Origin of the sequence: Brachybacterium sp. Z12 (assembly GCF_014400405.1) — a bacterium.
Classification (GTDB): domain Bacteria; phylum Actinomycetota; class Actinomycetes; order Actinomycetales; family Dermabacteraceae; genus Brachybacterium.
Genome location: NZ_CP060496.1, coordinates 393,928 through 415,548, shown reverse-complemented (window position 1 = coordinate 415,548; position 21,621 = coordinate 393,928). Strand labels below are relative to the sequence as shown.

Annotated in this window: 20 protein-coding genes and 1 pseudogene; 7 read left to right on the top strand and 14 right to left on the bottom strand. The window is 71.4% G+C overall.

From position 1 onward, the window contains the following. Positions 1 to 326 precede the first annotated feature (326 nt). Positions 327 to 2,363, top strand: coding sequence for a hypothetical protein (locus H3H54_RS02190; protein ID WP_316249114.1), 2,037 nt, complete (start codon positions 327 to 329; stop codon positions 2,361 to 2,363). A gap of 40 nt (positions 2,364 to 2,403) precedes the next feature. Here H3H54_RS02190 and H3H54_RS02185 read toward each other — a convergent pair whose 3' ends face one another. Continuing rightward, the gene (locus H3H54_RS02185; protein ID WP_262425335.1) at positions 2,404 to 2,868 is read right to left on the bottom strand and encodes a hypothetical protein; all 465 of its coding nucleotides are present in this window, start codon (positions 2,866 to 2,868) and stop codon (positions 2,404 to 2,406) included. A gap of 453 nt (positions 2,869 to 3,321) precedes the next feature. On the opposite strand from H3H54_RS02185, the gene H3H54_RS02180 reads away from it, so the two are divergent. Beyond that, positions 3,322 to 4,104 carry a hypothetical protein gene (locus tag H3H54_RS02180; protein WP_262425334.1) on the top strand — a complete coding sequence of 261 codons (783 nt, stop codon included), beginning with the start codon at positions 3,322 to 3,324 and terminating at the stop codon, positions 4,102 to 4,104. Between the two features lie 23 nt (positions 4,105 to 4,127). On the opposite strand, the pseudogene dnaB reads toward H3H54_RS02180, so the two are convergent. From dnaB to H3H54_RS02165, 3 genes and pseudogenes are all read right to left on the bottom strand, one after another. Continuing rightward, positions 4,128 to 5,536: pseudogene (gene dnaB / locus H3H54_RS02175) on the bottom strand (replicative DNA helicase). A 70-nt stretch (positions 5,537 to 5,606) separates the two neighbouring features. Next, entirely contained in the window at positions 5,607 to 6,116 is a 510-nt protein-coding gene (locus H3H54_RS02170; RefSeq protein ID WP_262425333.1) for a mycothiol transferase, read from the bottom strand. A gap of 201 nt (positions 6,117 to 6,317) precedes the next feature. Further along, positions 6,318 to 6,644: a GNAT family N-acetyltransferase gene (locus tag H3H54_RS02165; protein WP_262426376.1), complete on the bottom strand. Its 327-nt coding sequence runs from the start codon at positions 6,642 to 6,644 to the stop codon at positions 6,318 to 6,320. A gap of 205 nt (positions 6,645 to 6,849) precedes the next feature. Between H3H54_RS02165 and H3H54_RS02160 the strand changes: the two genes are divergently transcribed. Then, positions 6,850 to 8,325: an aminotransferase class V-fold PLP-dependent enzyme gene (locus H3H54_RS02160; RefSeq protein ID WP_262425332.1), complete on the top strand. Its 1,476-nt coding sequence runs from the start codon at positions 6,850 to 6,852 to the stop codon at positions 8,323 to 8,325. 28 nt (positions 8,326 to 8,353) lie between these two features. Here H3H54_RS02160 and H3H54_RS02155 read toward each other — a convergent pair whose 3' ends face one another. Continuing rightward, positions 8,354 to 10,102 carry a hypothetical protein gene (locus H3H54_RS02155; protein ID WP_262425331.1) on the bottom strand — a complete coding sequence of 583 codons (1,749 nt, stop codon included), beginning with the start codon at positions 10,100 to 10,102 and terminating at the stop codon, positions 8,354 to 8,356. Between the two features lie 99 nt (positions 10,103 to 10,201). Between H3H54_RS02155 and H3H54_RS02150 the strand changes: the two genes are divergently transcribed. Both H3H54_RS02150 and H3H54_RS02145 read left to right on the top strand, forming a co-directional pair. Further along, positions 10,202 to 11,134 (top strand): hypothetical protein, encoded by a 933-nt coding sequence (locus H3H54_RS02150; protein WP_262425330.1) that lies wholly within the window; start codon positions 10,202 to 10,204, stop codon positions 11,132 to 11,134. 1 nt (position 11,135) lies between these two features. Next, complete coding sequence (locus H3H54_RS02145) at positions 11,136 to 11,924, top strand: ferritin-like domain-containing protein (protein ID WP_262425329.1); 789 nt, start codon at positions 11,136 to 11,138, stop codon at positions 11,922 to 11,924. Between the two features lie 43 nt (positions 11,925 to 11,967). Here the strand turns inward: H3H54_RS02145 and H3H54_RS02140 are convergent, their stop codons facing one another. From H3H54_RS02140 to H3H54_RS02105, 8 genes are all read right to left on the bottom strand, one after another. Continuing rightward, on the bottom strand, positions 11,968 to 12,489 hold the full coding sequence (locus H3H54_RS02140; protein WP_262425328.1) for a hypothetical protein: 522 nt from the start codon (positions 12,487 to 12,489) through the stop codon (positions 11,968 to 11,970). Between the two features lie 88 nt (positions 12,490 to 12,577). Continuing rightward, positions 12,578 to 13,270, bottom strand: coding sequence for a response regulator transcription factor (locus tag H3H54_RS02135; RefSeq protein WP_262425327.1), 693 nt, complete (start codon positions 13,268 to 13,270; stop codon positions 12,578 to 12,580). Then, the gene (locus H3H54_RS02130) at positions 13,267 to 14,766 is read right to left on the bottom strand and encodes a cell wall metabolism sensor histidine kinase WalK (RefSeq protein WP_262426375.1); all 1,500 of its coding nucleotides are present in this window, start codon (positions 14,764 to 14,766) and stop codon (positions 13,267 to 13,269) included. Before H3H54_RS02130 ends, H3H54_RS02135 begins: the two co-directional genes overlap by 4 nt. After that, a complete protein-coding gene (locus tag H3H54_RS02125) occupies positions 14,672 to 16,120 on the bottom strand; it encodes an efflux RND transporter permease subunit (protein WP_262426374.1) in 1,449 nt (482 codons plus the stop codon). Before H3H54_RS02125 ends, H3H54_RS02130 begins: the two co-directional genes overlap by 95 nt. Continuing rightward, positions 16,021 to 16,644: a hypothetical protein gene (locus tag H3H54_RS02120; protein WP_262425326.1), complete on the bottom strand. Its 624-nt coding sequence runs from the start codon at positions 16,642 to 16,644 to the stop codon at positions 16,021 to 16,023. Before H3H54_RS02120 ends, H3H54_RS02125 begins: the two co-directional genes overlap by 100 nt. Beyond that, positions 16,593 to 17,267 (bottom strand): efflux RND transporter permease subunit, encoded by a 675-nt coding sequence (locus tag H3H54_RS02115; RefSeq protein ID WP_262425325.1) that lies wholly within the window; start codon positions 17,265 to 17,267, stop codon positions 16,593 to 16,595. The genes H3H54_RS02120 and H3H54_RS02115 overlap by 52 nt, the downstream gene beginning before the upstream one ends. Continuing rightward, positions 17,177 to 18,196, bottom strand: coding sequence for an efflux RND transporter permease subunit (locus H3H54_RS02110; RefSeq protein ID WP_262425324.1), 1,020 nt, complete (start codon positions 18,194 to 18,196; stop codon positions 17,177 to 17,179). The genes H3H54_RS02115 and H3H54_RS02110 overlap by 91 nt, the downstream gene beginning before the upstream one ends. Beyond that, positions 18,196 to 18,339 (bottom strand): hypothetical protein, encoded by a 144-nt coding sequence (locus tag H3H54_RS02105; RefSeq protein ID WP_262425323.1) that lies wholly within the window; start codon positions 18,337 to 18,339, stop codon positions 18,196 to 18,198. Before H3H54_RS02105 ends, H3H54_RS02110 begins: the two co-directional genes overlap by 1 nt. Positions 18,340 to 18,534: 195 nt before the next feature. Between H3H54_RS02105 and H3H54_RS02100 the strand changes: the two genes are divergently transcribed. Continuing rightward, entirely contained in the window at positions 18,535 to 19,620 is a 1,086-nt protein-coding gene (locus tag H3H54_RS02100) for an MATE family efflux transporter (protein ID WP_316249113.1), read from the top strand. A gap of 126 nt (positions 19,621 to 19,746) precedes the next feature. Further along, positions 19,747 to 19,884, top strand: a complete 138-nt coding sequence (locus H3H54_RS18580) for a hypothetical protein (protein ID WP_316249112.1) — start codon at positions 19,747 to 19,749, stop codon at positions 19,882 to 19,884. A 52-nt stretch (positions 19,885 to 19,936) separates the two neighbouring features. Here H3H54_RS18580 and H3H54_RS02095 read toward each other — a convergent pair whose 3' ends face one another. Further along, positions 19,937 to 21,151 carry a glycine C-acetyltransferase gene (locus tag H3H54_RS02095; RefSeq protein ID WP_262425322.1) on the bottom strand — a complete coding sequence of 405 codons (1,215 nt, stop codon included), beginning with the start codon at positions 21,149 to 21,151 and terminating at the stop codon, positions 19,937 to 19,939. Between the last annotated feature and the right edge of the window lie 470 nt (positions 21,152 to 21,621).

The window sequence follows — 21,621 nt, the reverse complement described above, 5'->3', positions numbered from 1 at the left end:
TCGGTCGCGCCGTTCGCGCGTCGGCTGATCGGCAGCGCCGTGGATCCCCGTGTCGAATCGGTGACCGGGATGCCTCCCACGGTCGCCCTCGAGCAGCGCACCACCGCGGGTGGCGCCCGCTCCACCGTCGGCACCACCACGAACCTCTCGAACGCGGTCCGTCTGCTGTACTCGCGGGCCGGGGAGCACCCGGCCGAGGTGCTCGAGGAGGGATCCCCGCTCCATGGCGGTCGCCTGACCTCGGACTTCTTCTCCCCGAACACGCCGGACGGCGCCTGCCCCCGCTGCCACGGCGTGGGGTGCTGCGCGAACCGACGGAGTCCTCGATGGTCCCCGACCCCTCGCTGTCGATCACGGGCGGGGCGATCGCGGCCTGGCCCGGGGCGTGGCTGGGCAAGAACTTCCGCGACATCCTCGACACCCTCGGCATCGACATCCACCGCCCCTGGCGCGAGCTGCCGGAGGAGACCCGGGACTGGATCCTCCACACCGAGGAGCAGCCCGTGGTGACCGTGCATCCGGTGCGCGAGCCCGGCCAGACCCACGGCCCCTACCGCGGGCAATGGCGCAGCGTCGAGCGCTACCTGCGCGACACCGTGGCGACCTCGAAGGCGGAATCCTCCCGCCGGCGGGCGCTCACCCACTTCTCGGTGACGCCCTGCCCGCTGTGCGAGGGGCACCGGCTGGGCCCGGCGGCACTGCGCGTCACCTACGTCGGCCTGCCGATCTGGCAGCTCACCGCACTGCCGCTCGACGATCTGCTCACCGCGCTGACCTCCCGCTCCGAGGCGCTGCCCGATGAGGAGGGCAGCCCCGAGGAGGAGGCGGAGAGGATCCTGCTGCCCACGGTGCTGCCGGTGCTGCGCACCATCGTGGGCCTCGGTCTCGGCCACCTCGCCCTGGACCGCCCCGCCGGGACCCTCTCCACCGGAGAGCTGCAGCGGCTGCGGCTGGCCGCGCAGCTGCGCTCGGGCCTGTTCGGTGTGGCCTATGTGCTCGACGAACCCTCTGCAGGGCTGCATCCCAGCGAGAAGGGTGTGCTGCAGCACCTGCTGGACTCCTTCCTCGCCGAAGGGAACTCGGTGCTGCTGGTCGAGCACGACATGGCGCTGGTCGCCGATGCCGACTGGATCGTGGATGTGGGGCCGGGTGCGGGGGCCGACGGCGGCGAGGTGCTCTACTCGGGCGTGATCGAGGGCCTCGGCGAGGCCGAGGGCTCGGTGACCGCCCGCTACCTGCAGCCCACCCCGCTGGCCCTGCGGGGACCGGGCGAGGTGCGCCGCCCCCGTGGCCGGCTGGAGATCGACGCCCTGACCACGCGCACACTGCGAGACGTGGACCTGCGCCTGCCGCTGGGCTCGTTCACCGCGGTCACCGGTGTCTCCGGCGCGGGGAAGAGCACCCTGGTCACCCAGGCACTCGGCACCGTGCTCGGCGAGCGGGTGCGCACCACGGTCGCCGATGATCCCGAGCCGGCGGCCGACGGGGGCGAGGACGCAGCGCCCGCAGCCACCACGGGCCTCGCGGAGGACCGGGTGCGGCACGGAGAGGTGCGAGGCACCGACGGCATCGACCGGCTGGTGCACATCACCCAGAAGCCGATCGGCCGCACCCCGCGCTCCTGCCTGGCCACCTACACGGGCCTGTTCGACCGGGTGCGGCGCCTCTTCGCGGACACCCCCGAGGCACGGGCGCGCGGCTGGGGCGTGGGCCGCTTCTCCTACAACGTCGCCGAGGGGCGCTGCCCCGAGTGCAGCGGCACCGGTCATATCGAGGTGGAGCTGGTGTTCCTGCCCGGCTCATACGCGACCTGCCCCCGCTGCCACGGCACCCGGTACAGCCCCGAGACCCTCGAGGTGACCTGGGAAGGGCTGAGCATCGCCGAGGTGCTGGGGCTGTCCGTGGCGCGCGCCCGTCAGGTGTTCGCGGAGGATCCGCCGATCTCCCGGGCCCTGACCGCGCTGGACGCGATCGGGCTCGGCTACCTCACCCTCGGCCAGCCCGCCACCGAGCTCTCCGGCGGCGAGGCGCAGCGGATCAAGCTGGCCACCGAGCTGCAGCGCACCGTGCGCGGGCACAGCGTGTACCTGCTGGACGAACCCACCTCGGGCCTGCACCCCGCGGACGTGGACCTGCTGGTCGAGGAGCTGAACCGGCTGGTGGACGCGGGCCAGACGGTGATCGTGGTGGAGCACGATCAGCGGGTGATCGCCCAGAGCGACCACGTGATCGACATGGGCCCGGGTGCCGGTGACAAGGGCGGTCGGATCATCGCCCAGGGCGCGCCGGCGCAGGTCGCCGCTGTGGAAGCGAGCGTGACGGGGCAACATCTGCGCGACGCGGCCCACGGCGGGGCCGGCTGAGCAGTCAGCTGCGCGGTGTGAGCTGTCCTTGCTCTGTCGCTCAGCGCGCCGTCGGAGCCCGTCCCTCAGCTCCGACGGAACGGTGGTCGGAATCGGGATGATCACCGGCGGGCAGGTCTGCAGGCGCTGGCTCGACATTCGTCGCGTCCCTGTCCGTTCCGGGCGAGGCCGCCCCAGTGCGTGGTGCGAGCGCTCCCATGTGGTTGAGCACGGTGAGCAGGATGGACATGGCGCTGGCAACGACGGCGAAGTAGTTCCCGAGCACGAGGGCGGTGCCCATGCCACCGCTCCAGGTGTTCCGGAACAGCACCAGCTGCATGTCGAACAGCAGCACCACCAGCGCCAGCACCTTCGCTGCGTAGGAGATCATCGCCCCCACCTGCCAGCCTCGGGAAACCTCCCTGTCACGGGCCACGCCCTTGACCCAGGGGTCGAACATCGTGGCGACCAGCAGCACGGACAGGATCTGGGCAGCGGCGAAGGCGGTCTCCGGGGTGATGTCCACGCGGCCAGTGTGTCGCAGCAGTGCACACGTGCCCATTGCTTCCGTCCTCGCCCTTCAAGGACGGATCACGCCCCCGCAGATGGACGACGACACCGAGTACGCTGCCGCGGTCACGCCGACCCTCGAACAGCGGCGAGGCGCTCACCCACGACGTTCCCGCGGGAACGCTTTCGCCGCCGGTGGAGCGGGCGGCGGAGCCGCGTCGATCAGCGGACGGCGCGATCGACTAGAAGCAGCCCGGGGCGGTGCGCATCCTCGGTCTTGTGAGCTGGGCGAGTGTAGCGTCCTGGTGACAGCGATATCTCGCGACGTCGTCATCGACGGGAGGGCTCACGGCCGGTTCGAGCTGCCAGAGCAGCTTCTGCGACCCGTGGTCTCGCCCGTTGGATCTGGTGGGCGGCTGTCCCAGCTCAGCGACCCAGATCTCGAAGAGGGTTATTCCAGGGAGGCTCAATGAACGCGAACGTTGTTTGGGAGCCCTGGCCCACCGCCCCGGACGCGCCCGCCGGGTTGCTGCGTCCCGGCGCGGCCGCCCTCGGCATCCGCCTCCAGGGGGAGCTGCGCGCCGTACTGCGCCGCTGGGTCGGGGACGGATCGGGGTGGTTCACCCGCTGGCCGGGCGACAACCCGTCGGAAGCCCCGGCGCCATCGATGTTCTTCAGCAGGGCAAGCAGCACCGACACCGCCGAGGCCTGGTTCGAGATGACCGACGTCGACGGTCAGGACCAGGTGCTCGCCCGCGCCGCGATCGCGCCCGGGGAGGAACTGCGATGGCTCGACGAGCCGCCCGTCGGCCCGCTCGGCGCTGTGACCGCCGGTCTCGCCGAACTGACCGCCCGGGCGTTCGGGCCGGGCGCCGCGCCGCAGCTCCGCGACGGCGAGGTGCTCGCCCTGCCCGGGCCCGAGCTGCCCGGCCTCGCCGAAGACCTGCGCCAACGCTCGTGGCATGTGCGCGACCATCGCGGATCGGCAGGAGACTCGATGCTTCGAGCCCTTGAAATGCCGCCCCTGCGAGATCCGGAGGAGGGCACTCTACGGGCCCGGCGCGCCCACCTCGTCCACTCGTCGGCCCCGCTCTCCGCACCGGGGCTCATGGTGTGGCGCACCGGCGGCGTCCGCCTCTGGCGCGGCGGCGCGCATCCGCTGCTCGACGCCCCGGTCTCTCCGAGCGATCTCACGGAGGCGGAGTCGTTGCTCGCCGAACACGTAACGGGCGAACCGTTCGGCGACGCCTGACCGAGCGCGGCGAGTCGACCGGTTCAGCCGCTGAAGCCGCCGCCGGAGTGGGCCATGTCCTTGAACCGCGCGTAGTGGCCCTCGAAGGCGACCGGGATCGTCTTGGTGGCGCCGTTTCGGTGCTTGGCGATGATGAGGTCCGCCTCGCCGGCGCGAGCGGACTCCTTCTCGTAATAGTCCTCGCGGTGGATCAGCAGGATGAGGTCCGCGTCCTGCTCGATCGAGCCGGATTCACGCAGGTCGCTCATCATCGGGGTCTTGTCGGTCCGCTGCTCGCTGCCACGGTTCAGCTGTGAGATCGCGATGACCGGCACCTGGATCTCCTTGGCCAGCAGCTTCAGGGCACGGGAGAACTCCGAGACCTCCTGCTGACGGGACTCGACCTTCTTGCCCGAGCTCATCAGCTGCAGGTAGTCGATGACCACAAGCTGCAGATCGTGCTTCTGCTTCAGGCGCCGGCACTTCGCCCGGATCTCCATCAGGGACATGTTCGCGCTGTCGTCCATGAACAGCGGCGCATCGGCGATGCGGCTCATGGCCCGGGCCATCGACTGCCAGTCACGATCATCCATCGAGCCGTCGCGCATGCGGTTCATCGGCACCTGCGACTCCGCAGAGAGCAGACGCATCGTGATCTCGGTCTTGTCCATCTCCAGGGAGAAGATCACCGAGGCCTTGCCGTTGTGGATGGACGCCGAGCGCAGCACGTCCATGCCCAGGGTCGTCTTACCCATCGCGGGGCGGCCGGCGAAGATGATCATCTGACCGCCGTGCAGACCCTGGGTGAGCTCGTCGAACTCGGCGAAACCGGTGGGCACGCCCGTGACCTGACCGCCACGGTTCTGGGTGGCCTCGATCGCGTTGAGAGTCTCGTCGATCACCTCGCCCAGCGGCAGGAAGTCCTCGCTCTGGCCACGCTCGGTCACGGCGTAGATCTGCGCCTGCGCCTCGTTGATGACCTCGTCGACCTCGCCGCCGTCGGCCGCATAGCCGAGCTGGACGATGCGAGTACCGGCCTCGACCAGGCGGCGCAGCTGGGCGCGCTCGACCACGATCTCGGCGTAGTAGCCGGCGTTCGCCGCCGTAGGCACCATGTCGATGAGGTCCGCGAGGTGGCGCCGCCGCCCACCCGGGCGAGCTCGCCGCGCTTGGTCAGCTCATCGGAGACGGTGACGAGGTCCGCCGGCTCGCCGCGCCCGTACAGATCGATGATCGCCTCGTAGATCATCTCGTGGGCGGGGCGGTAGAAGTCGCTGCCGGTCACGGTCTCGACGACGTCGGCGATGGCGTCCTTGGACAGCATCATGCCGCCCAGCACACCGCGCTCGGCGGGGAGGTCCTGGGGCGGGGTGCGCTCCAGACCGCGGTCGGGTCCGGCTTCGAAGGCTTCGGAGGATGTCACCGGGCCAGTGTAGGAACTCCACCTGACCATCGGGACGTGATCTTCTCGGCGGTGGGTGCGGGACCGATGGGGAGGACCAGTCGCGCGCGGTGCGCCGGGGTCATCCGCGCTGTGGCATCCCGAGCACGTAGGCGGCCTGGGCGAGATGCTGGATGGCGTCGTCGACGATGCTGACCAGACGGGCGCCGCGGGTGACGGGCGGGTCCCACTCCTCGTCGATCACGTCGTCCAGATCCGCGACCGTGAGGGTGCCGAGGTGGTCGTCCATCGCGGCGAGCGCGGCGTCGACATAGTCCAGCAGCCCCGCACCGTCCTCGATGATGATGCGGCGCGCCTCGGCGGAGCTGTGCCCGTAGCCCACGGCATCCCCTGCCTCACCGAGGCCGAAGCGCTGGTCGTAGCCCTGCGAGGTCCACACCTGCTCATCACCGGAGAGGGCGGCGAGCTGCACGTCGATCTCACGCCCGGTGTGCCAGAGCAGCCAGGCCACGGAGTTGTCGTGCCCGCCCGGGCGGGCGTTGAGCGTGCTGGGATCGAGGCGGCCGCGCATCCCGGCGGCGGCGTCGCGGGGGCGGGAGGCGAGGTCACGGAGCAGGTCGAGGGAGTCCATGCCTCCGACGCTACTCCGAGATGGACTGTTTCTGGCCTGGACCGACCGCCCGCTCGGCCATCCGGCCCCTTCGCCCGGGCGCCGCCACCACCCATCTCCCCGGAACCGCCACCACTCATCTGTCACTGGTGAGAGCTGAACGCTCCACAGCCGTTCAAAGCTCGCCAGCAGCAGTTTTCTGGTGGCGGGACGGGCGGCGGCTCAGTCGTCGAGCATCACGCCTTCGGCCTGCTCGGGGTGTCGCTGCAGCCAGCTCTCGATAAAGGGGCAGATCACCAGGACGGGCATCGGGATGGACCGCGCCTCGGCGAGGACGGTGCGCACCAGCACCGAGGCCACGCCCTCGCCCCGGTGCTCGGGGTCGGTGACCATGTGGATGAGGTCGATGCGGTGGCGGCGGCGCTCGTAGATGAGGATGCCGACGACCTCCCCGCCGCGCACCGCTTCGTAGCGATCAGCAGCGCGGCGGTCTCGCACCGAGATCTTCTCGTCGGGGCCGTGTTCGTGGACATCGGTGTCGCTGAACATCACCACGGCTCCCTCCGGCAGATGCTCCCACCACGTACGGCAGAGGGCCCGCACTGTCAGGGGCGGACGGCGCCGGTCCCGTGCCGAGGGCCGACACCGGTTCGGCACCGAGGAGCGATGCCCTTTCCGCGGCGAGGGCCGGCACCGGTTCCACATCAAGGAACGATGCCCGTTCCGCGCCGAGCGGCGGTGCCCGCGTGCGACCATGCTGGGCGTGACCGAGGAAACCGCCGACCACCCGTCCTCCCCCAGCGCCGCGCAGCAGGCCGAGCACACCGCGTTCTCCCGCGCCGCCGATGCCCTGCAGCGCCATCGCGAGCATTCGGAGGTCTGGGGTGACGAGCGCGAGGCCGTCAGCATCGCCCTGCGCTGGGCGGCCGCGCACACTACGGTCGCCACCGATCCCAAGACCACCGCCCGCAGCGCGGCCGAGCTGCAGTCCGATGTCGGCGAGACCATCACGGGTGAGGGCATCGGCGCTGAGCGGGCGATGGAGCTGTTCGACCACGTGCTGCTTCCGGCGACCCGCTCCGCAGAGGATCCGATGAACCTCGCCTATATCCCCGCCGCCCCCACCCGGGCCGCGGTCGCCTTCGACACCGTGGTCTCGGCCGCGAACGTCTTCGGCGGGATCTGGGAGAACGGCGCGGGCGCCATCTTCGCCGAGAACCAGGTGCTGCGCTGGCTCGCGGACCTGCTGGGCTGGCCAGCCGACTCGGCGGGCGTGTTCGTCGCCGGCGGCACCCACGGGAACCTCTCGGCGCTCGCCACCGCCCGTGACCATGCGCTGCGCGTGCGCGGTCGGCGGCCGGAGGGCGGCTGGGCGCTGGCCTGCGCTTCGACCGCGCACTCCTCGATCTCCTCGGCCGCGAAGCTGCTGGACATGGACGTGGTCACCATCCCCGTGGACGACCGCGGCCATCTCACCGGCGAGGCGCTCGAGGGTGTGCTCGCGGCCGACGGCCGGATCTGCGCAGTAGTCGCCTCGGCGGGGACCACGAACGCCGGGATCGTCGACGATCTCGGCTCCGTGGCCGAGGTCGCGCACCGCCACGGCGCCTGGGTGCATGTGGACGGCGCCTACGGCGGCGCGGCGCTGGCCGCTCCGAGCGCGCGGGAGCGCTTCACGGGCATCGAGCAGGCGGATTCGTTCATCGTGGATCCCCACAAATGGCTGTTCGCGCCGTACGACTGCTGCGCGCTGCTGTACCGGGATCCGCGTCCCGCCGCGGCCACGCATTCCCAGCACGCCGCGTATCTCGACTCGATCGATCGCGGCGAGTCGAACCCCTCGGACCTGGCCGCCCACCTCTCCCGCCGCACCCGCGGGCTGCCGCTGTGGTACTCGCTGGCCACGCACGGCACCGCTGCGTACACCGCCGCGATCGAGCGCTGCTTGGCCACCTCCCGCACCGTGGCCCGGGCGATCGAGGAGACCGAGCATCTCGAGCTGCTGCTCGAGCCGGAGCTGTCGGTGGTGGTGTTCCATCGGCCCGGATGGACTCCGGCCGCCTATCGCCGCTGGTCGCAGCGACTGGCGAAGGACGGCACGATCTTGTGCGTGCCCACCGCGTTCCGCGGGGAGGTCGCACTGCGGCTCGCCTTCGTGAACCCCGCGACGGATCCGGAGAGGGTGATCGACGTGCTGCGCACCACGATGCTGGAGGCCGACGGCAGCTGAGCCCCGGCCCGGGCCGTTCACTTCCCCGTCAGGGTCTCCTGCAGCGCGGCGATCCGGGCGACGTCCTCGTCCCGGCCGAGGTGGGCCCAGCCTTCGCGTGCGCGCCGCGCGGCCCGTCGTGCCCGGCCCCGAGCGCCCCGCGCGGCGAGCAGGTGGGCGTGGCGGTCATCGAGGTAGGTGGCCCAGTAGCGGGCGCGGGCGTCGTGCCCTGGCGGCATCTCGTCGATCGCCTGCATGGCCTCGCGTCGTCGGAGCTCGCAGGTCTCCTCGTCCACCCCTGCGACCCCGCGGGCGAGGGCGTCGCCGGTGGCGACGAACAAGCCCACCCGCGCGTCGACCTGGTGGTCCCACAGCAGCTCGACGGGCAGCGGTGATCCCCCTCGACGCGGGTGCGGCGTTCGATCGCGCGCACCGCCGCGGCGACCGGGTCCAGGCGTCCCAGGTCCAGCGCGCGGCGCATCATCAGCGCGTTCGCCTCGAGCTCGGTGCGGATCAGCTCCCCCTGGGCGGAGGTGGGGGTCTCGAGGTCGTCGGCGAGCGAGCGTGCATGGGAGGCGAGCTGACGCAGCTCGAGCAGTGAAGCAGCGTGGTCCCCGCGCCGCTCGTGGATGCTCGCTGCCAGGCGCGACGCCTCCAGCAGCGCGTGGTGGTCGCGCTGTTCGCGGGCGATGGTGCGCGCCTGCTCGAGCGGAACCTGGGCGGCGTCGTAGCGCTCCGCCTGCACGCGCTGCGCCGCCACCGCGAGCAGGGGTGCGATGCGCAGCGAGTCCCTGCCCAGGGTGCGCTGCAGGGAGGCGAGGCGGCCTGCGGTGAACGAGGCGTGGGAGGTGGCGCCGGCGGCCATCAGGGCCTGCAGCAGCGCGGTGATCAGCCCGATACGCAGCGGCGGGTCCTCGATCTCATGCAGCATCTCGAGCGCTTCGAGGGCGTGGTGGACCGCGTGCAGGGGATGCTCGCGCAGGAGCGTGCGGGCCAGCACCGCACGGGCGGCGATGGCGGTGCGCGCCGGGTCGCCGAGCGGGCCCCCGGCCGCCGTCTCCTGGTCCTCGATGAGCTCGAGCAGGTCCAGGGCCGCGGTGGTCGCTCCGGCCGTCTCGCCGGCCCCCTCGAGCGCCTGCGCGAGGCGGACGCGCAGCTCCCGCTCCGGATCCACCAGCAGCTTCTCGCGCACGCCCGGGAGGGCCGCCAGCGCCGCCCGCAGCCGGGCTGCGTCCCGTCGCGGATCGGCGACGGCGCCGCGCGGGCCGGCCAGGGCGGACCGTTCGAGTGCGCGCACCACCACGAGCATCTCTGGGGACGCCTGGGGGCTCTGACCGCGGCGTCGGCCGGCGCCGGGCTTCTCGAGCGCTCCCCGGGCCCGGGCGGGTGCGCCCCGTTCGGAGGGCCCCCGCTCGAGCAGCACGGCGAGCGTCGCCGCCGCCTGCTCGGTGAACCGCTGCCGGTGCAGCAGGGAGACCAGATCTGCCGTGTCGCGCTGGACCCGCGCGGGGTCGGAGGTCACCAGCGCTCCGCGCAGCGCGGTGCGCAGCAGATGGAACCGTTCGGCAGGTGCGGCTCGCACCTCGCGGAACTCCTCGGCCAGGGCGCGGGCCTCACGGAGATGCTCGGCGTGGATCAGGTCGCTCACCCGGTGCGCCGCCTCGAGGACGCTGCGCGGGTGGGGCAGCGGCAACTCGGCAGGGCGCAGCGCGATCCGCAGACGGCCCAGGTCCGGCAGGCCGCTGGCGGCCAGGTCACTGTCGGGGCCTGGGAGCGAGGAGGCGCCGGAAGTGATCACAGCACGAAACCTACCAAGCGCCGACCGGTCAGCACATCGACAGCTGTTCTCCGTACAATGACCGAGGCCCTCCTGGCCGCACGAAGAGAAGAGGTGGAAGTGAGCGTCGATCTGACAGGGAGCACCGCGACCTCGGATCCCACCGCTCAGGCGCTCGACCCCCACGCCTCGCTCCCTCGCAGCGGGCCCTACGCGGGGCACCTCCACTTCGACGAGACCGTCGCCCCCGTGCTGCGCACCGACTTCGACGTCGCCGCGTACGTGCGCAGAGGCACTGCCCGGCTCGAGGTCGACACCGCACAGCTCGCGGTCGAGGCCCCGCTCGGCGAGGATCTGCGGCTCGTGCTCGGCGTGCTGCAGCGCCTGGAGGCCTCGGCGCTCGCGGAGTCCCGGGCGATGCTCGCCACCTCCACCGGCAACGAGGCACGGATCACCGCCTTCCTCGCGACCTGGATGGTGGACCGCTTCTGGCAGTCCCGCGCGCTGCGGGACCTGCTCACCGGAGATCACCCGACGGATCGGCCGGAACCGCTGCACCGCCCCCGTCCCGTGCACGCCCTGCGGCGCCTCCACGTGGACCGGCTGCAGCCGCTGCTGAGCCCGCTGTGGACCGGCCTGGGCGGCGAGGCGGTCACCGCCGGGCACATGGCGCGGATGGCGATCCAGGAGGCCTCGCTCCAGGCCGCCCTCGTCACGGTCTCGCGTCGACTCTCCGGTGAAGCGCGACGGGTCGTCGACCTGGTCGTCGGCCGCCATGACGCCGCCGTCGACTTCTTCACCGCCGAGGCGATCGCGCGCCTGACCCGCTCGCGCCGCGAGGCCGCCACCGCCCGGCTGGTCCTGGCACTGGGCTCCCCGCTCGACGGGGGCGGGATCATCGACCCCGATCTGCGTGCGGCGCTGGCCGTCCTCGGCGCGGATCCGCACGATCGCGCCGCCCTGCGTCGCGCCCGGTACGAGATCACCAGGCTGCTGCCCGGACCTGATCTCCCGGACCTCCACCTCAGCTCTCTGCCCCGCTCCGGAGTGTGACATGGCCTTCGACCTCGACCAGTTCGCGCAGACCTCGATCCCCGTCAAATACGAGGACCTCGACTTCGACACCTTCGAGTCCCAGCCGCTGGATGCCCAGACCCTGCGCTCGCTGCGCTACATGTGCGACGTCGAATACCACACCTCCTGCTTCCTGCGCGATCTGCTGGTCACCCCCTCCCACCGGGAGGAGGACGCCGGCGGCTTCATGACCATGTGGAACCGCGAGGAGTTCTGGCACGGCGAGGCGCTGTCGAAGGTGCTCGCCCGGCACGGCATCATCGTCGACTACGACGAGGTCAAGGCCAAGCGCGAGAAGCTGGGCTGGATGGGAGCGCTGGGGCCGCTGAAGCAGTCCGTGCTGACGAACCTCGCAGGCACCGACTTCGTCGCCGTGCACATGGTGTGGGGCGCGGCCAACGAGCTCTCGGCCGTGGCCGCCTACCGACGGCTCTCCGCGATGACCGACCATCCTGCGCTGTCCCCGCTGCTGCAGCGCATCGCCCAGCAGGAGACCCGCCACGTCGCGTTCTACACCACGCAGGGCAGGGAGCGGCTCGAGGCCTCGCAGGCGGCGCAGAAGATCGTACGGATGGTGATGAGCCGGGTCTGGAAGCCGGTGGGAAGCGGCATGATGGACGAGTCCGAGGTCAGGCACGTCATGAACCACCTCTTCGGCGGCAACGGCGGGGAGCTGGACAAGCTCGACAAGCGGATCCAGAAGCTGCCGGGACTGGACGGGCTGACGATCTTCCGCAGCGCCTTCGCGCGGCTCGGCATCCCCGCCTGAGGCGGCCGACGGGTCCGTCGGCCGCGGGGGTCAGGCCCGCCGCTCAGTCGTCATCATCGTCATCGTCGTCGTCGTCATCATCGTCGTCATCGTCGTCATCGTCGTCATCGTCGTCATCGTCGTCATCGTCGCACTCGAGCTCGCCGTCGTCCCATTCGCAGACGCCCGCGGGCCGCGGCGGCTGGGCCTTCTGGCTGCTTCCGGTGCTCCCGCTGCTCGAGGAGGAGCTGTCCGAGCTGCCGCTGCGCGCGGGTGACGGCGCCGGGGCAGGGACGGGGGCGGGCTGGGGCGAGGCCTCGGGCTGCATGGCGCCCACCCCGGTGTCGGAGTGGATGCCGCGCACCGGCTGCTCGGAGGCGCTGGGCTGCGGGAGTGCGATGGCGGTGTCGTCGGCCGTCGGCTCCGTGACCTCCTCTGAGCGATCCATTGAGGCCGAGGCGGAGGCGTCGCCGACGGTGATCCCCGGCCTTGCCGCCGGGAGGCTGTCCGTCGAGGGCAGCAGAGCGAGCACGACCGCCGCGAGCACGACAGCCGCGAGGATCCCCAGAACCCGCAGAGTCTTCATGTCAGGCATCATCGCGCCCCGCGATGAGACGCCCGTGAACGCGTCATGAGGCCTCTCTCATGACAGATCCGACCCGCGACGAGATCGCTCATGCAGTGGGGTCGACGATCTTGTAGCCGGCGCCGCGCACTGTCACCAGACGCGCCGCCCCGAGCTTCCCGCGCAGGTAGCCCACGTACACATCGACCACGTTCGAGGCGCCGTCGTAGTCGTAGCCCCAGACCTTCGACAGCAGCAGGTCACGGGTGAGGACCTGGTTCGGGTTCTCCAGGAACACGCGCGCCATCGTGAACTCGCGGGAGGACAGCTCGACCGAGCGCGCCTGCCCGTCGACCGTGCAGCCGGCGATCCGGGTGCGCAGGTCCAGCGACAGGTCGCCCAGCTGGAGGACGTCCGCGCTGACACTGCCCGCGCCTGCGGTGGCCTCCCGGGCACGCAGCTTCACCCGGGCCAGCAGCTCCTCGAAGCGGAAGGGCTTGGCGATGTAGTCGTTCGCCCCGCCCTCGAGACCCTGCACGGTGTCGTCCACGCCGGTGCGCGCGGTGACCATCAGGATCGGGATCTGCACGTCCATCGCACGCAGCGCCTTCAGCACCTGGAAGCCGTCCATCCGGGGCAGGCCCACATCGAGGATGAGCAGGTCGAAGTCGCCGCTGGAGGCGAGATCGAGGGCGGAGATGCCATCCTCCTCCACCACGGTCGAGGCATAGCCGTTGGCCTTCAGCCCGCGCTCCATGAACCTCGCGATGCGCGCCTCGTCCTCGGCGATGAGGATCCTCATCCCTCGTCCCTCCTGGGTGCAGTGGTGGTGTCGTCCTCGGGGCCGCGCCCCTGCCTCTCAGTATCTCCCGCGGAAGCCGACGGGCCGTCCAGCTCCGTCGGCGTCCTGTCCGCGAACTGCGGGAACACGATCGTGAAGGTCGATCCGCGCCCCGGCTTGGACAGCAGGCGCACCACGCCGTCGTGCCCTTCGGCGATCGCGAGCACGATCGGCAGGCCCAGTCCTGAGCCCGAGCCGCGGCTGCCGTCCACACGGGTGAACCGCTCGAAGATGCGCCGCTGATCCGCGGGCCCGATGCCGATGCCCTCGTCCTGCACCGTCACGTGGATCTCGGGGCCCTCCGGTCCCAGCACCCGGTCCACCCCGAAACGGATCCGGCTGCCCTCCTCGCTGTAGCGCACCGCGTTCGCGGCCAGCTGGACGACCGCCTGCGTGAGGCGCTGCTCGTCGGCGTCGGCGACCACGTCGACGCTGCGCTCCAGGATCCATTCGCGCTCCGCGATGTGCTCGATGCGCGCGAAAACGGAGCGGGTGAACCCTGCCAGATCGAGGGGCCTGGGCCGCACGTAGTCGGGGCGCGCGGAGGCTGCGAGCTCCGAGAGGTCACCCACGACCCGGCCCATCCGGTCGAGCTCCTCGATCGCGATCTCGTGGGACTCCCGCACGTCCGAGACGTCCTCGACGTCGGTGGTCTCCAAGGTGCCGCGCACGATCGTCAGCGGGGTGCGCAGCTCGTGCCCCACATCGCTCATGAAGCGCCGCTGCTCGGCGAAGCCCGTCTGGATGCGCGCGAGCATGCGGTTGAAGTTCTGCGCCAGCGCCGCGATGTCGTCCCGCTCCTCGGGCACTGGGACGCGGTACTCGAGATCGTCGACGGTGATCTGCTCGGTCGCCGCGCGGAGGTCCTCGAGCGGCCGCAGCAGGCGCCCGGTGACCACATACCCCACCCACCCGGCGATCAGCAGGGTGATCACGGAGAGCCCCGCGAAGGTGAAGACGCTCTGCCACAGGTCCAGCCGCTGGGCGCCGATGTCGTTGGCGACCACGAAGATGCCCTGCGCCTCGTCCCCCTCGACGTTCACGGAGGCGACCAGCACCTGCAGCTCCCGGTCATGGGCCTCGAGCGGCACGATCACCGACCGCTGCGGCTGATGGGAGGCCAGCAGCCGCTCGAGCACCTGCGGGGTCTCCGGTGAATCGGGCGGGAGCAGAGCGAAGTCCTGGACCCGCGGCTGGTACAGGGGCTGGTTGTCGATGAAGGTCACGACGGATTCGTAGTCCGAGGGGGCCGCGGACTCCGTCGCCTGCAGCAGCACGCTGTCCACGGTGGTGTGCACGGGCGTGCCGTCATCGTTGTCGCTCTCGGCGATGAGGATGAGCTCGCTGTGCTCCTGCCAGAGCTCACCGTTGACACGCTGCTCGAGGGCCCGGAACTGCGCGGCATAGGTGAGCACCCCGGTGACCGCCAGCCCCACCGTCATGAACGCCATCATCACGGTCAGCACGCGGAGGCGGACGGTCCGGCCGCGGCTGAAGGCGCCGGCGATCCGGGCGCGGAGGCGTTCCTTGGGCATGGTGCGAATCGTAGGCGACGGGGGCGCGGGGCTGCGCCGCGGGCTCGTCAGCCCCGGCCCAGCCGCCGCCTGATGATCCGCACGATGCCGCCGCGCTCCTTGAGGGACCGGCGGTGACCGCCGGGCTCGGGAGCGGTGGCCACCGCGGTGGCGGCGGTGCGCTCGGAGCCCGCAACGGCGTGCTCGGCGCCGACGGTTCGGGCCTGCGCCGGCTGCTGCGCCTGCTGCCGTGCCCGCTTCTCCGCCTCGACCGTCGCACGCCGCTCGCGCAGCTCCGCGGCGCGCTCCTCCTCACGCAGCCGCTTCCGCTCCCCCGGCCCTCGGCGATCCGGTACAGCACCGGCACGATCACGAGGGTCAGCAGCGTCGAGGAGATCAGGCCGCCGATGACCACCACGGCCAGCGGCTGGGCGATGAACCCGCCGTTGCCGGTGATGCCCAGCGCCATCGGGATCAGCGCGAAGATGGTCGCAGCGGCGGTCATCAGGATCGGGCGCAGGCGCTTCGCGGAGCCCTCGTGCAGCGCCTCGTCGAGGCTCATGCCCGCGCGCCGGTACTGGTTGACCAGGTCGATCAGCACGATCGCGTTGGTGACCACGACGCCCACCAGCATCAGCAGACCGATCATCGAGGGCAGGCCCAGCGGCACCCCGGTGATCAGCAGCAGACCCAGCGAGCCGGTCGCCGCGAAGGGGATCGAGACCAGCAGGATCAGCGGCTGGACCAGGGACTTGAAGATCCACACCAGCAGCACGTACACCAGCAGGATCGCGGCGAGCATCGCGATGCCGAGCTGGCCGAAGGTCTCGTCGATGTCCGCGGCGGTGCCGCCGCCCAGGGCGGCGTCGACGCCCTCGGGCAGCTCCGCATCCTCGATCGCGGCGTTCGCGGCGTCGGTCGCGATGCCGACGTCCTCACCCGCCGGGGTGATCGATACGGTGACGGTCTCCAGACCGTCCTGGGTGGCGATCGAGGGGCGGGAGAGCTCCTCCTCGACGCTCGCGACGTCCTCCAGCGGGATCGAGCCCATCAGCTCGATGCCGCGGAGCTGATCGAAGGTGTCGATGGTGTCGTCCGCGGCGACATGGATGTCCAGCTCGTTGTCATCCAGGGTGATGGTGCCGATCGCCCCGGGGTACATCTGCTGGGCGACCATGCCGATCACGGCCTCCTCGGTCAGCCCCAGCTGTGCGGCGGCCTCCCGGTCCACGGTGACCACTGCGGTGGGCTGGTCGGACTGCAGGTCGCTGCCGACCTCGGAGACGCCGTCGGGCAGCGGGTCGAGCTCGGCGAGGATCGCGTCGTTCGCGGTCTGGCGATCCTCGGGGTGGGGCCGGTGATGAGGATGTCCACCGAGCTGGAGCCGGTGGGCGAGGCGATGTCCGCGGCCTCGATCGTCCCAGCCTCGGGCAGCGCTTCGAGCGCTGCGACCATGTCGTCCAGCAAGGCGCCCTGGTCGGCGTCGGGGTCGGTGGTGATCGAGAAGCTGACCTCGTTCCCTCCGCCGCCGCCCATGCCGAACTGGCCGCCGCCGATGGTGGTCTGGACCGTGTCCACGCCGTCGATCTCCAGCAGCGCCTCCTCGCTCTCGGTCGCCTTCTCCGAGGACTGCTCGAGGTTGGTGCCGGCCGGGAGGGTCTGGGTGAGGGAGGCGATGTTCTGCCCGGTGTCGCCGAGGAAGCTGATGTTCACCAGCGGGATCAGGAACACGGTGCCCACAAGCACCAGGATCGAGGCGCCGACGGTGATCAGGCGGCGCGGGAGCGTGTCCAGCACCAGGCGCAGCACCGGGGCGTACATCCGGTGCAGCCAGGTGCTCTCCTCCTTGGCCTCGGCCCGCCGCCGCGTGCCGCGGTGACCTGCGCGGGATCGTCGGGGTCGACGTCCTCGTGGCCCTTCGGGGGCTTCAGGAACCAGTAGGCCAGCACCGGCACGATCGTCAGCGCCACCAGCAGCGAGGACATCATCGCGATGCCGACGGTCAGGGCGAAGGGCCGGAACAGCTCCCCGGCCATCCCTGCGACCACTGCGACCGGCAGGAACACCACCACGGTGGCGAGGGTCGAGGCGGTGATGGCGCCGGCGACCTCCTGGACGCCGTCGAGGATCGCTCGGCGTTTGGTCTTGCCGTAGGCGAGGTGGCGGGTGATGTTCTCGATCACCACGATCGAGTCGTCGACCACGCGGCCGATCGAGATCGTCAGCGCCGCCAGGGTCAGCATGTTCAGCGTGTAGCCGGTGACGTACATGCCGATGAAGGCGATCAGCAGCGAGGTCGGGATCGAGATCGCGGTGACCACCGTCGGCCGCACTCGGCGCAGGAACAGCAGGATCACGCCGACGGCGAAGAGCAGGCCCAGCAGGCCCTCCTCGGCGAGCGCGAGGATCGACTCCTGGATGAAGGGGGCCTGGTCGAAGACCACGTCGGCCTCGGCGTTCCCGCCGACGCCCTCGAGGGTGTCCGCGAGGACCCCTCGACGCCCTCGGAGACGTCCACGACGTTGCCGTCGACGGTCGCGGTGACCATCAGCACCAGGGACTCGCGCCCGTTGGTGCGGGAGATCGAGGTGGCGTCCTGCGTGGTGCGCTCGACGGACGCGACCTCGGCGAGGGTGATCGGCTCGGCGGGCTCCTGCGGCTGGGCGTCGGGCTGCTCGAACTGACCGTCGGCGCCCGGGGCGCCCTGGCCGTCCTGGCCCTCCTGGCCCGGCTGCGCGCCGTCCTGGCCGCCCTGCTGGCCAGCGTCGCCGTCCTCGGCGGGCATGAGCACGATCTGCTCGAGGCTCTCGATGCTCTCGACGTTCTGGCCCAGCACCACGTCGAGGGTGCGGTCGCCGTCGACCACCGAGCCGCCGGGCAGGGACAGCCCATGGGCGTCCAGGGCGGTGGAGATGTCGTTCTCGGTGAGGCCGTTCTCGGCCAGCGCGCCCTCATCGGGCGTGATCCGCACGATCTCCTCAGGAGCGCCGATCACGGCGACGGAGGAGACCCCGTCCACGCGCTCGAGCTCCGAGGTGACCGAGGACTCCAGCCGGGTGGCGAGGTCGGAGGGATCCAGATCCGAGGAGACGGAGAGCACCACGGCCGGGAGATCGCTCGTGCCACCCGAGATGACCTGCGGATCAGCCTCCTCGGGCAGCTGATCCTCGATGCGGGTCAGTGCCGCATCGACCTGGTTCGACGCGCGAGCCACATCGCTGCCGTAGGTGAGCTCGACGGTGACCATCGACAGGCCCGCCTGCGTGCTCGAGGAGGTGCCCTCGACGTTCTCGAGCCCGCTCAGGGACTGCTCGACGGGAGAGGTGATCCGGTCGCGCACCTGCTCAGAGGTGGAGCCGGGTGCGGTGGTCATCACCTGGATCTGGGGAGCGAGACCGAAGGGATGAGCTCCTGGCGCATCGTGGTCATGATGAACATCCCGATGATCGACACCGCGATGCACACCAGCGCGATGAAGGATCGGTTGTTCAGGCTCAGCGTGGCCAGGCGGTTCATCCTGCTCCTCAGGGATCGTCTCCAACAGGGAGGTGCGGCCCGTCACCGCAAGAGCGATGCCCTGTCTCCGAATCCTCCTCGCGAACCTTCTCACGCGAGCCTGGACGGACGGATCCGACGAACGTCGCGACCCGCGTCGCACAATGGAGAGGTGCCCCACCCCACTGCCCCGCGGCCCCGAGGCCTGCCCGCCCGATGAGCCCCGCTGACGCACCCCGCGAGGAACGCGCGCGGCGCACGGTCGACCGCGACATCCTGCGCCTGGCGATCCCCAGCCTCGGCGCGCTGGTCGCCGAACCGATGTTCATCCTCGTGGACTCGAGCTTCATCGCCCGGGTCTCGACCACCTCCCTGGCCGGGCTCGGCCTCGCCTCCACCGTGCTCACCACCATCGTGGGCCTCGCGATCTTCCTGGCCTACTCGACCACCGCCGCCGTGGCCCGCTCCTTCGGTGCCGGCCGCGCCCAGGAGGCGATCGCCCGCGGGATCGATGCCTGCTGGCTCGCCCTGGTCGTCGGTGCGTTCTCGACCGCCGGGCTGCTGATCGCGGGTGAGCCGCTGCTGGCCGCCTTCGGCCCCTCCGAGGAGGTGCTCGCCGAAGCGGTGATCTACCTGCACATCAGCGCTTGGGGACTGCCCGCGATGCTCGCCGTGCAGGCCGCGACCGGCCTGGTGCGCGGACTCCAGGATGCGAAGCTGCCGCTGATCGTGGCCGTGGGCGGCGCGCTCGCGAACATCCCGCTGAACGCGATCCTGATCTTCGGCCTCGACCTCGGGATCGCCGGCTCCGCGATCGGCACCATCATCTGCCAGTGGGGCATGGCGGTGGTGCTGCTCGGCGTGATCGTGCGCCGCGCCCGACAGGAGAACATCCCGCTGCTGCCGCAGCTGTCGAACCTGGTCGCGGTGGGCCGTGACGCGGTGCCGATGTTCGTGCGCACCCTCGGCCTGCGGGTCGTGGTGATCACCGCGACGGTGGTCGCGACCCGGCTGGGGGACGTGCAGCTCGCCGCGCATCAGCTCACCATGACCGTCTTCGCGGTGCTCTCCCTCGCCCTGGACTCCCTCGCGATCGCCGGCCAGGCGCTGACCGGCAGGTACCTGGGCGCCTCAGACCCGCGCACCGTGCACGCAGTCACCCGGCGCCTGATGACCTGGGGCGTGATCGGCGGAGCGGTCGTCTCCGTGCTGCTGCTGGCCGCGAGCTACGTGGTCCCGCAGCTATTCACCCCGACCCCGCGGTGCAGGAGAACCTGCGCGCCGCCCTGTGGGTGCTGGTGATCACCCAGCCGATCGCCGGATACGTGTTCGTGCTCGACGGGGTGCTGATGGGCGCGGGCGACGCCCCCCTACCTCGCGAAGGTCGGCTCCCTGATCGCGCTCGCGATCCTCCCCGGGGCGACGCTCGTGGCCTGGTGGGAGCCGGAGGGCCCGCTGGGGCTGGCGATGCTGTGGCTGGCCTGCAACTTCCTGTTCATGGTGCTGCGCGCGATCAGCCTGGGGCTGCGCGTGCGCACCGACGCCTGGATGCGCCTGGGCGACTGAGTGCGCGCCGCGGGCCGGGCACGGCTCCCCGGCCCCGTGCCGGAACGAGGCCTCAGCCCTGGACCGCCGCGCGGGACGCGACGAAGGCATGCACCGCCGTCTCGATATCGGCCTCGCTGTGCGCGGCGGAGAGCTGCACCCGGATCCGCGCCTCCCCCTGCGGGACCACCGGGTAGGAGAACGCGGTGACGAACACGCCGTTCTCGAGCATCGCGTCGGCCATCCTCCCGGCCAGCGCCGCGTCCCCGAACATCACCGGCACGATCGCGTGCTGCCCGGGCAGCAGCTCGAAGCCCTCCTCGCTCATGCGGCGGCGGAACAGCTCGGCGTTGCGGAACAGGGTCGCGCGCAGCTCGGCGCTGCCCTCGACCAGCTCGAGAGCGGCGAGGGTCGCCGCCACGATCGCGGGGGCCAGCGAGTTGGAAAACAGGTAGGGGCGGCCCTGCTGGCGCAGCATCGCCACGATCTCGCGCCGGCCCGCGACGTAGCCTCCGCTGGCCCCGCCGAGCGCCTTGCCGAAGGTCCCCGTGTAGATGTCCACCCGGTCGGAGACCCCGAAGTGCTCGGGCGTGCCGGCGCCGGTCTCGCCCATGAAGCCCACCGCGTGGGAGTCATCGACCATCACCAGGGCACCGAACTCCTCGGCCAGGTCGCAGATCCCGGGCAGCGGGGCGAGGAAGCCGTCCATCGAGAAGACCCCGTCGGTGACGACGATCGTGCGCCGCGCACCCTTCCCGTCGCGCAGCGCGGCCGCCGCCTCGAGCTGGGCGCGCAGGTCCTCGAGGTCGGCGTTGCGGTAGCGGAAGCGAGCGGCCTTGGACAGGCGGATGCCGTCGATCAGCGAGGCGTGGTTCAACGCGTCGGAGATGATCGCGTCCTCCGCACCGAACAGCGGGGCGAACACGGCGCCGTTGGCATCGAAGCAGGAGGAGAACAGGATCGTGTCCTCGGTGCCGAGGAACGCGGAGACCGCGCGCTCGAGCTCCAGGTGCAGGTCCTGGGTGCCGCAGATGAACCGCACCGAGGCCATCCCGAAGCCCCGCTCAACCAGCGCCCGCTTCGCCGCGGCGACGATCTCCGGATGATCCGCCAGCCCCAGGTAGTTGTTGGCGCAGAAGTTCAGCACCTCGGTGCCGTCGCGGCCGACGGGCCCCGCCGTGATGCGGCCCGACTGCGGGGTGGAGATGACGCGCTCGTGCTTGAACGTGCCGGCCTGCTCGATCGCGTCGAGCTCGGCGGTCAGCTGGTCCTTGAGGTCCGTGTACATGTGGGGTCCTTCCGGGAGGGGGCGGGGGCGGCGACGAGGGGTCGCGTGGGCGGGGGTCGCGGACAGCGTGGGCGGGGTCGCGGACAGCGTGGGCGGTGGTCGCGGGCAGCGTGGGCGGCGGTCGCGGACAGTTCGGGCGGGGGTCGCGGACAGTTCGGGCGGGGGTCGCGGGCAGCGTGGGCGGTGGTCGCGGGCAGCGTGGGCGGCGGTCGCGGACAGTTCGGGCGGGGGTGAGGGGCCGCTCTCGCGATGGTGACGAGAAAAGTACCGCTCAGCTGGAACTTTCCGCCACGTGGGCGGGGTGAGGCGAGGGGTAGAAGCGACGGTGATGAGAAAAGTACCGCTCAGCTGGAACCTTTCGCGACGTGGACGGGATATGGCGGGCGAGGAGTGCGGGTAGCGGGGCGCGGGGCGGACGAACGGGGCGGAGAGGGCGAACACGGGACCGGGGAGCGGGGAGCGGGGAGGGC

What these genes read in the sequence shown, in the direction of transcription:
- H3H54_RS02135 (WP_262425327.1), bottom strand. Translation starts at nt 13,270, where the DNA reads ATGAGGATCCTCATCGCCGAGGACGAGGCGCGCATCGCGAGGTTCATG.
- H3H54_RS02140 (WP_262425328.1), bottom strand. Translation starts at nt 12,489, where the DNA reads ATGAAGACTCTGCGGGTTCTGGGGATCCTCGCGGCTGTCGTGCTCGCG.
- H3H54_RS02095 (WP_262425322.1), bottom strand. Translation starts at nt 21,151, where the DNA reads ATGTACACGGACCTCAAGGACCAGCTGACCGCCGAGCTCGACGCGATC.
- H3H54_RS02120 (WP_262425326.1), bottom strand. Translation starts at nt 16,644, where the DNA reads ATGTACGCCCCGGTGCTGCGCCTGGTGCTGGACACGCTCCCGCGCCGC.
- H3H54_RS02165 (WP_262426376.1), bottom strand. Translation starts at nt 6,644, where the DNA reads ATGTTCAGCGACACCGATGTCCACGAACACGGCCCCGACGAGAAGATC.
- H3H54_RS02190 (WP_316249114.1), top strand. Translation starts at nt 327, where the DNA reads ATGGTCCCCGACCCCTCGCTGTCGATCACGGGCGGGGCGATCGCGGCC.
- H3H54_RS02145 (WP_262425329.1), top strand. Translation starts at nt 11,136, where the DNA reads ATGGCCTTCGACCTCGACCAGTTCGCGCAGACCTCGATCCCCGTCAAA.
- H3H54_RS02100 (WP_316249113.1), top strand. Translation starts at nt 18,535, where the DNA reads ATGAGCCCCGCTGACGCACCCCGCGAGGAACGCGCGCGGCGCACGGTC.
- H3H54_RS02110 (WP_262425324.1), bottom strand. Translation starts at nt 18,196, where the DNA reads ATGACCACCGCACCCGGCTCCACCTCTGAGCAGGTGCGCGACCGGATC.
- H3H54_RS02180 (WP_262425334.1), top strand. Translation starts at nt 3,322, where the DNA reads ATGAACGCGAACGTTGTTTGGGAGCCCTGGCCCACCGCCCCGGACGCG.
- H3H54_RS02160 (WP_262425332.1), top strand. Translation starts at nt 6,850, where the DNA reads ATGCTGGGCGTGACCGAGGAAACCGCCGACCACCCGTCCTCCCCCAGC.
- H3H54_RS02105 (WP_262425323.1), bottom strand. Translation starts at nt 18,339, where the DNA reads ATGAACCGCCTGGCCACGCTGAGCCTGAACAACCGATCCTTCATCGCG.
- H3H54_RS02170 (WP_262425333.1), bottom strand. Translation starts at nt 6,116, where the DNA reads ATGGACTCCCTCGACCTGCTCCGTGACCTCGCCTCCCGCCCCCGCGAC.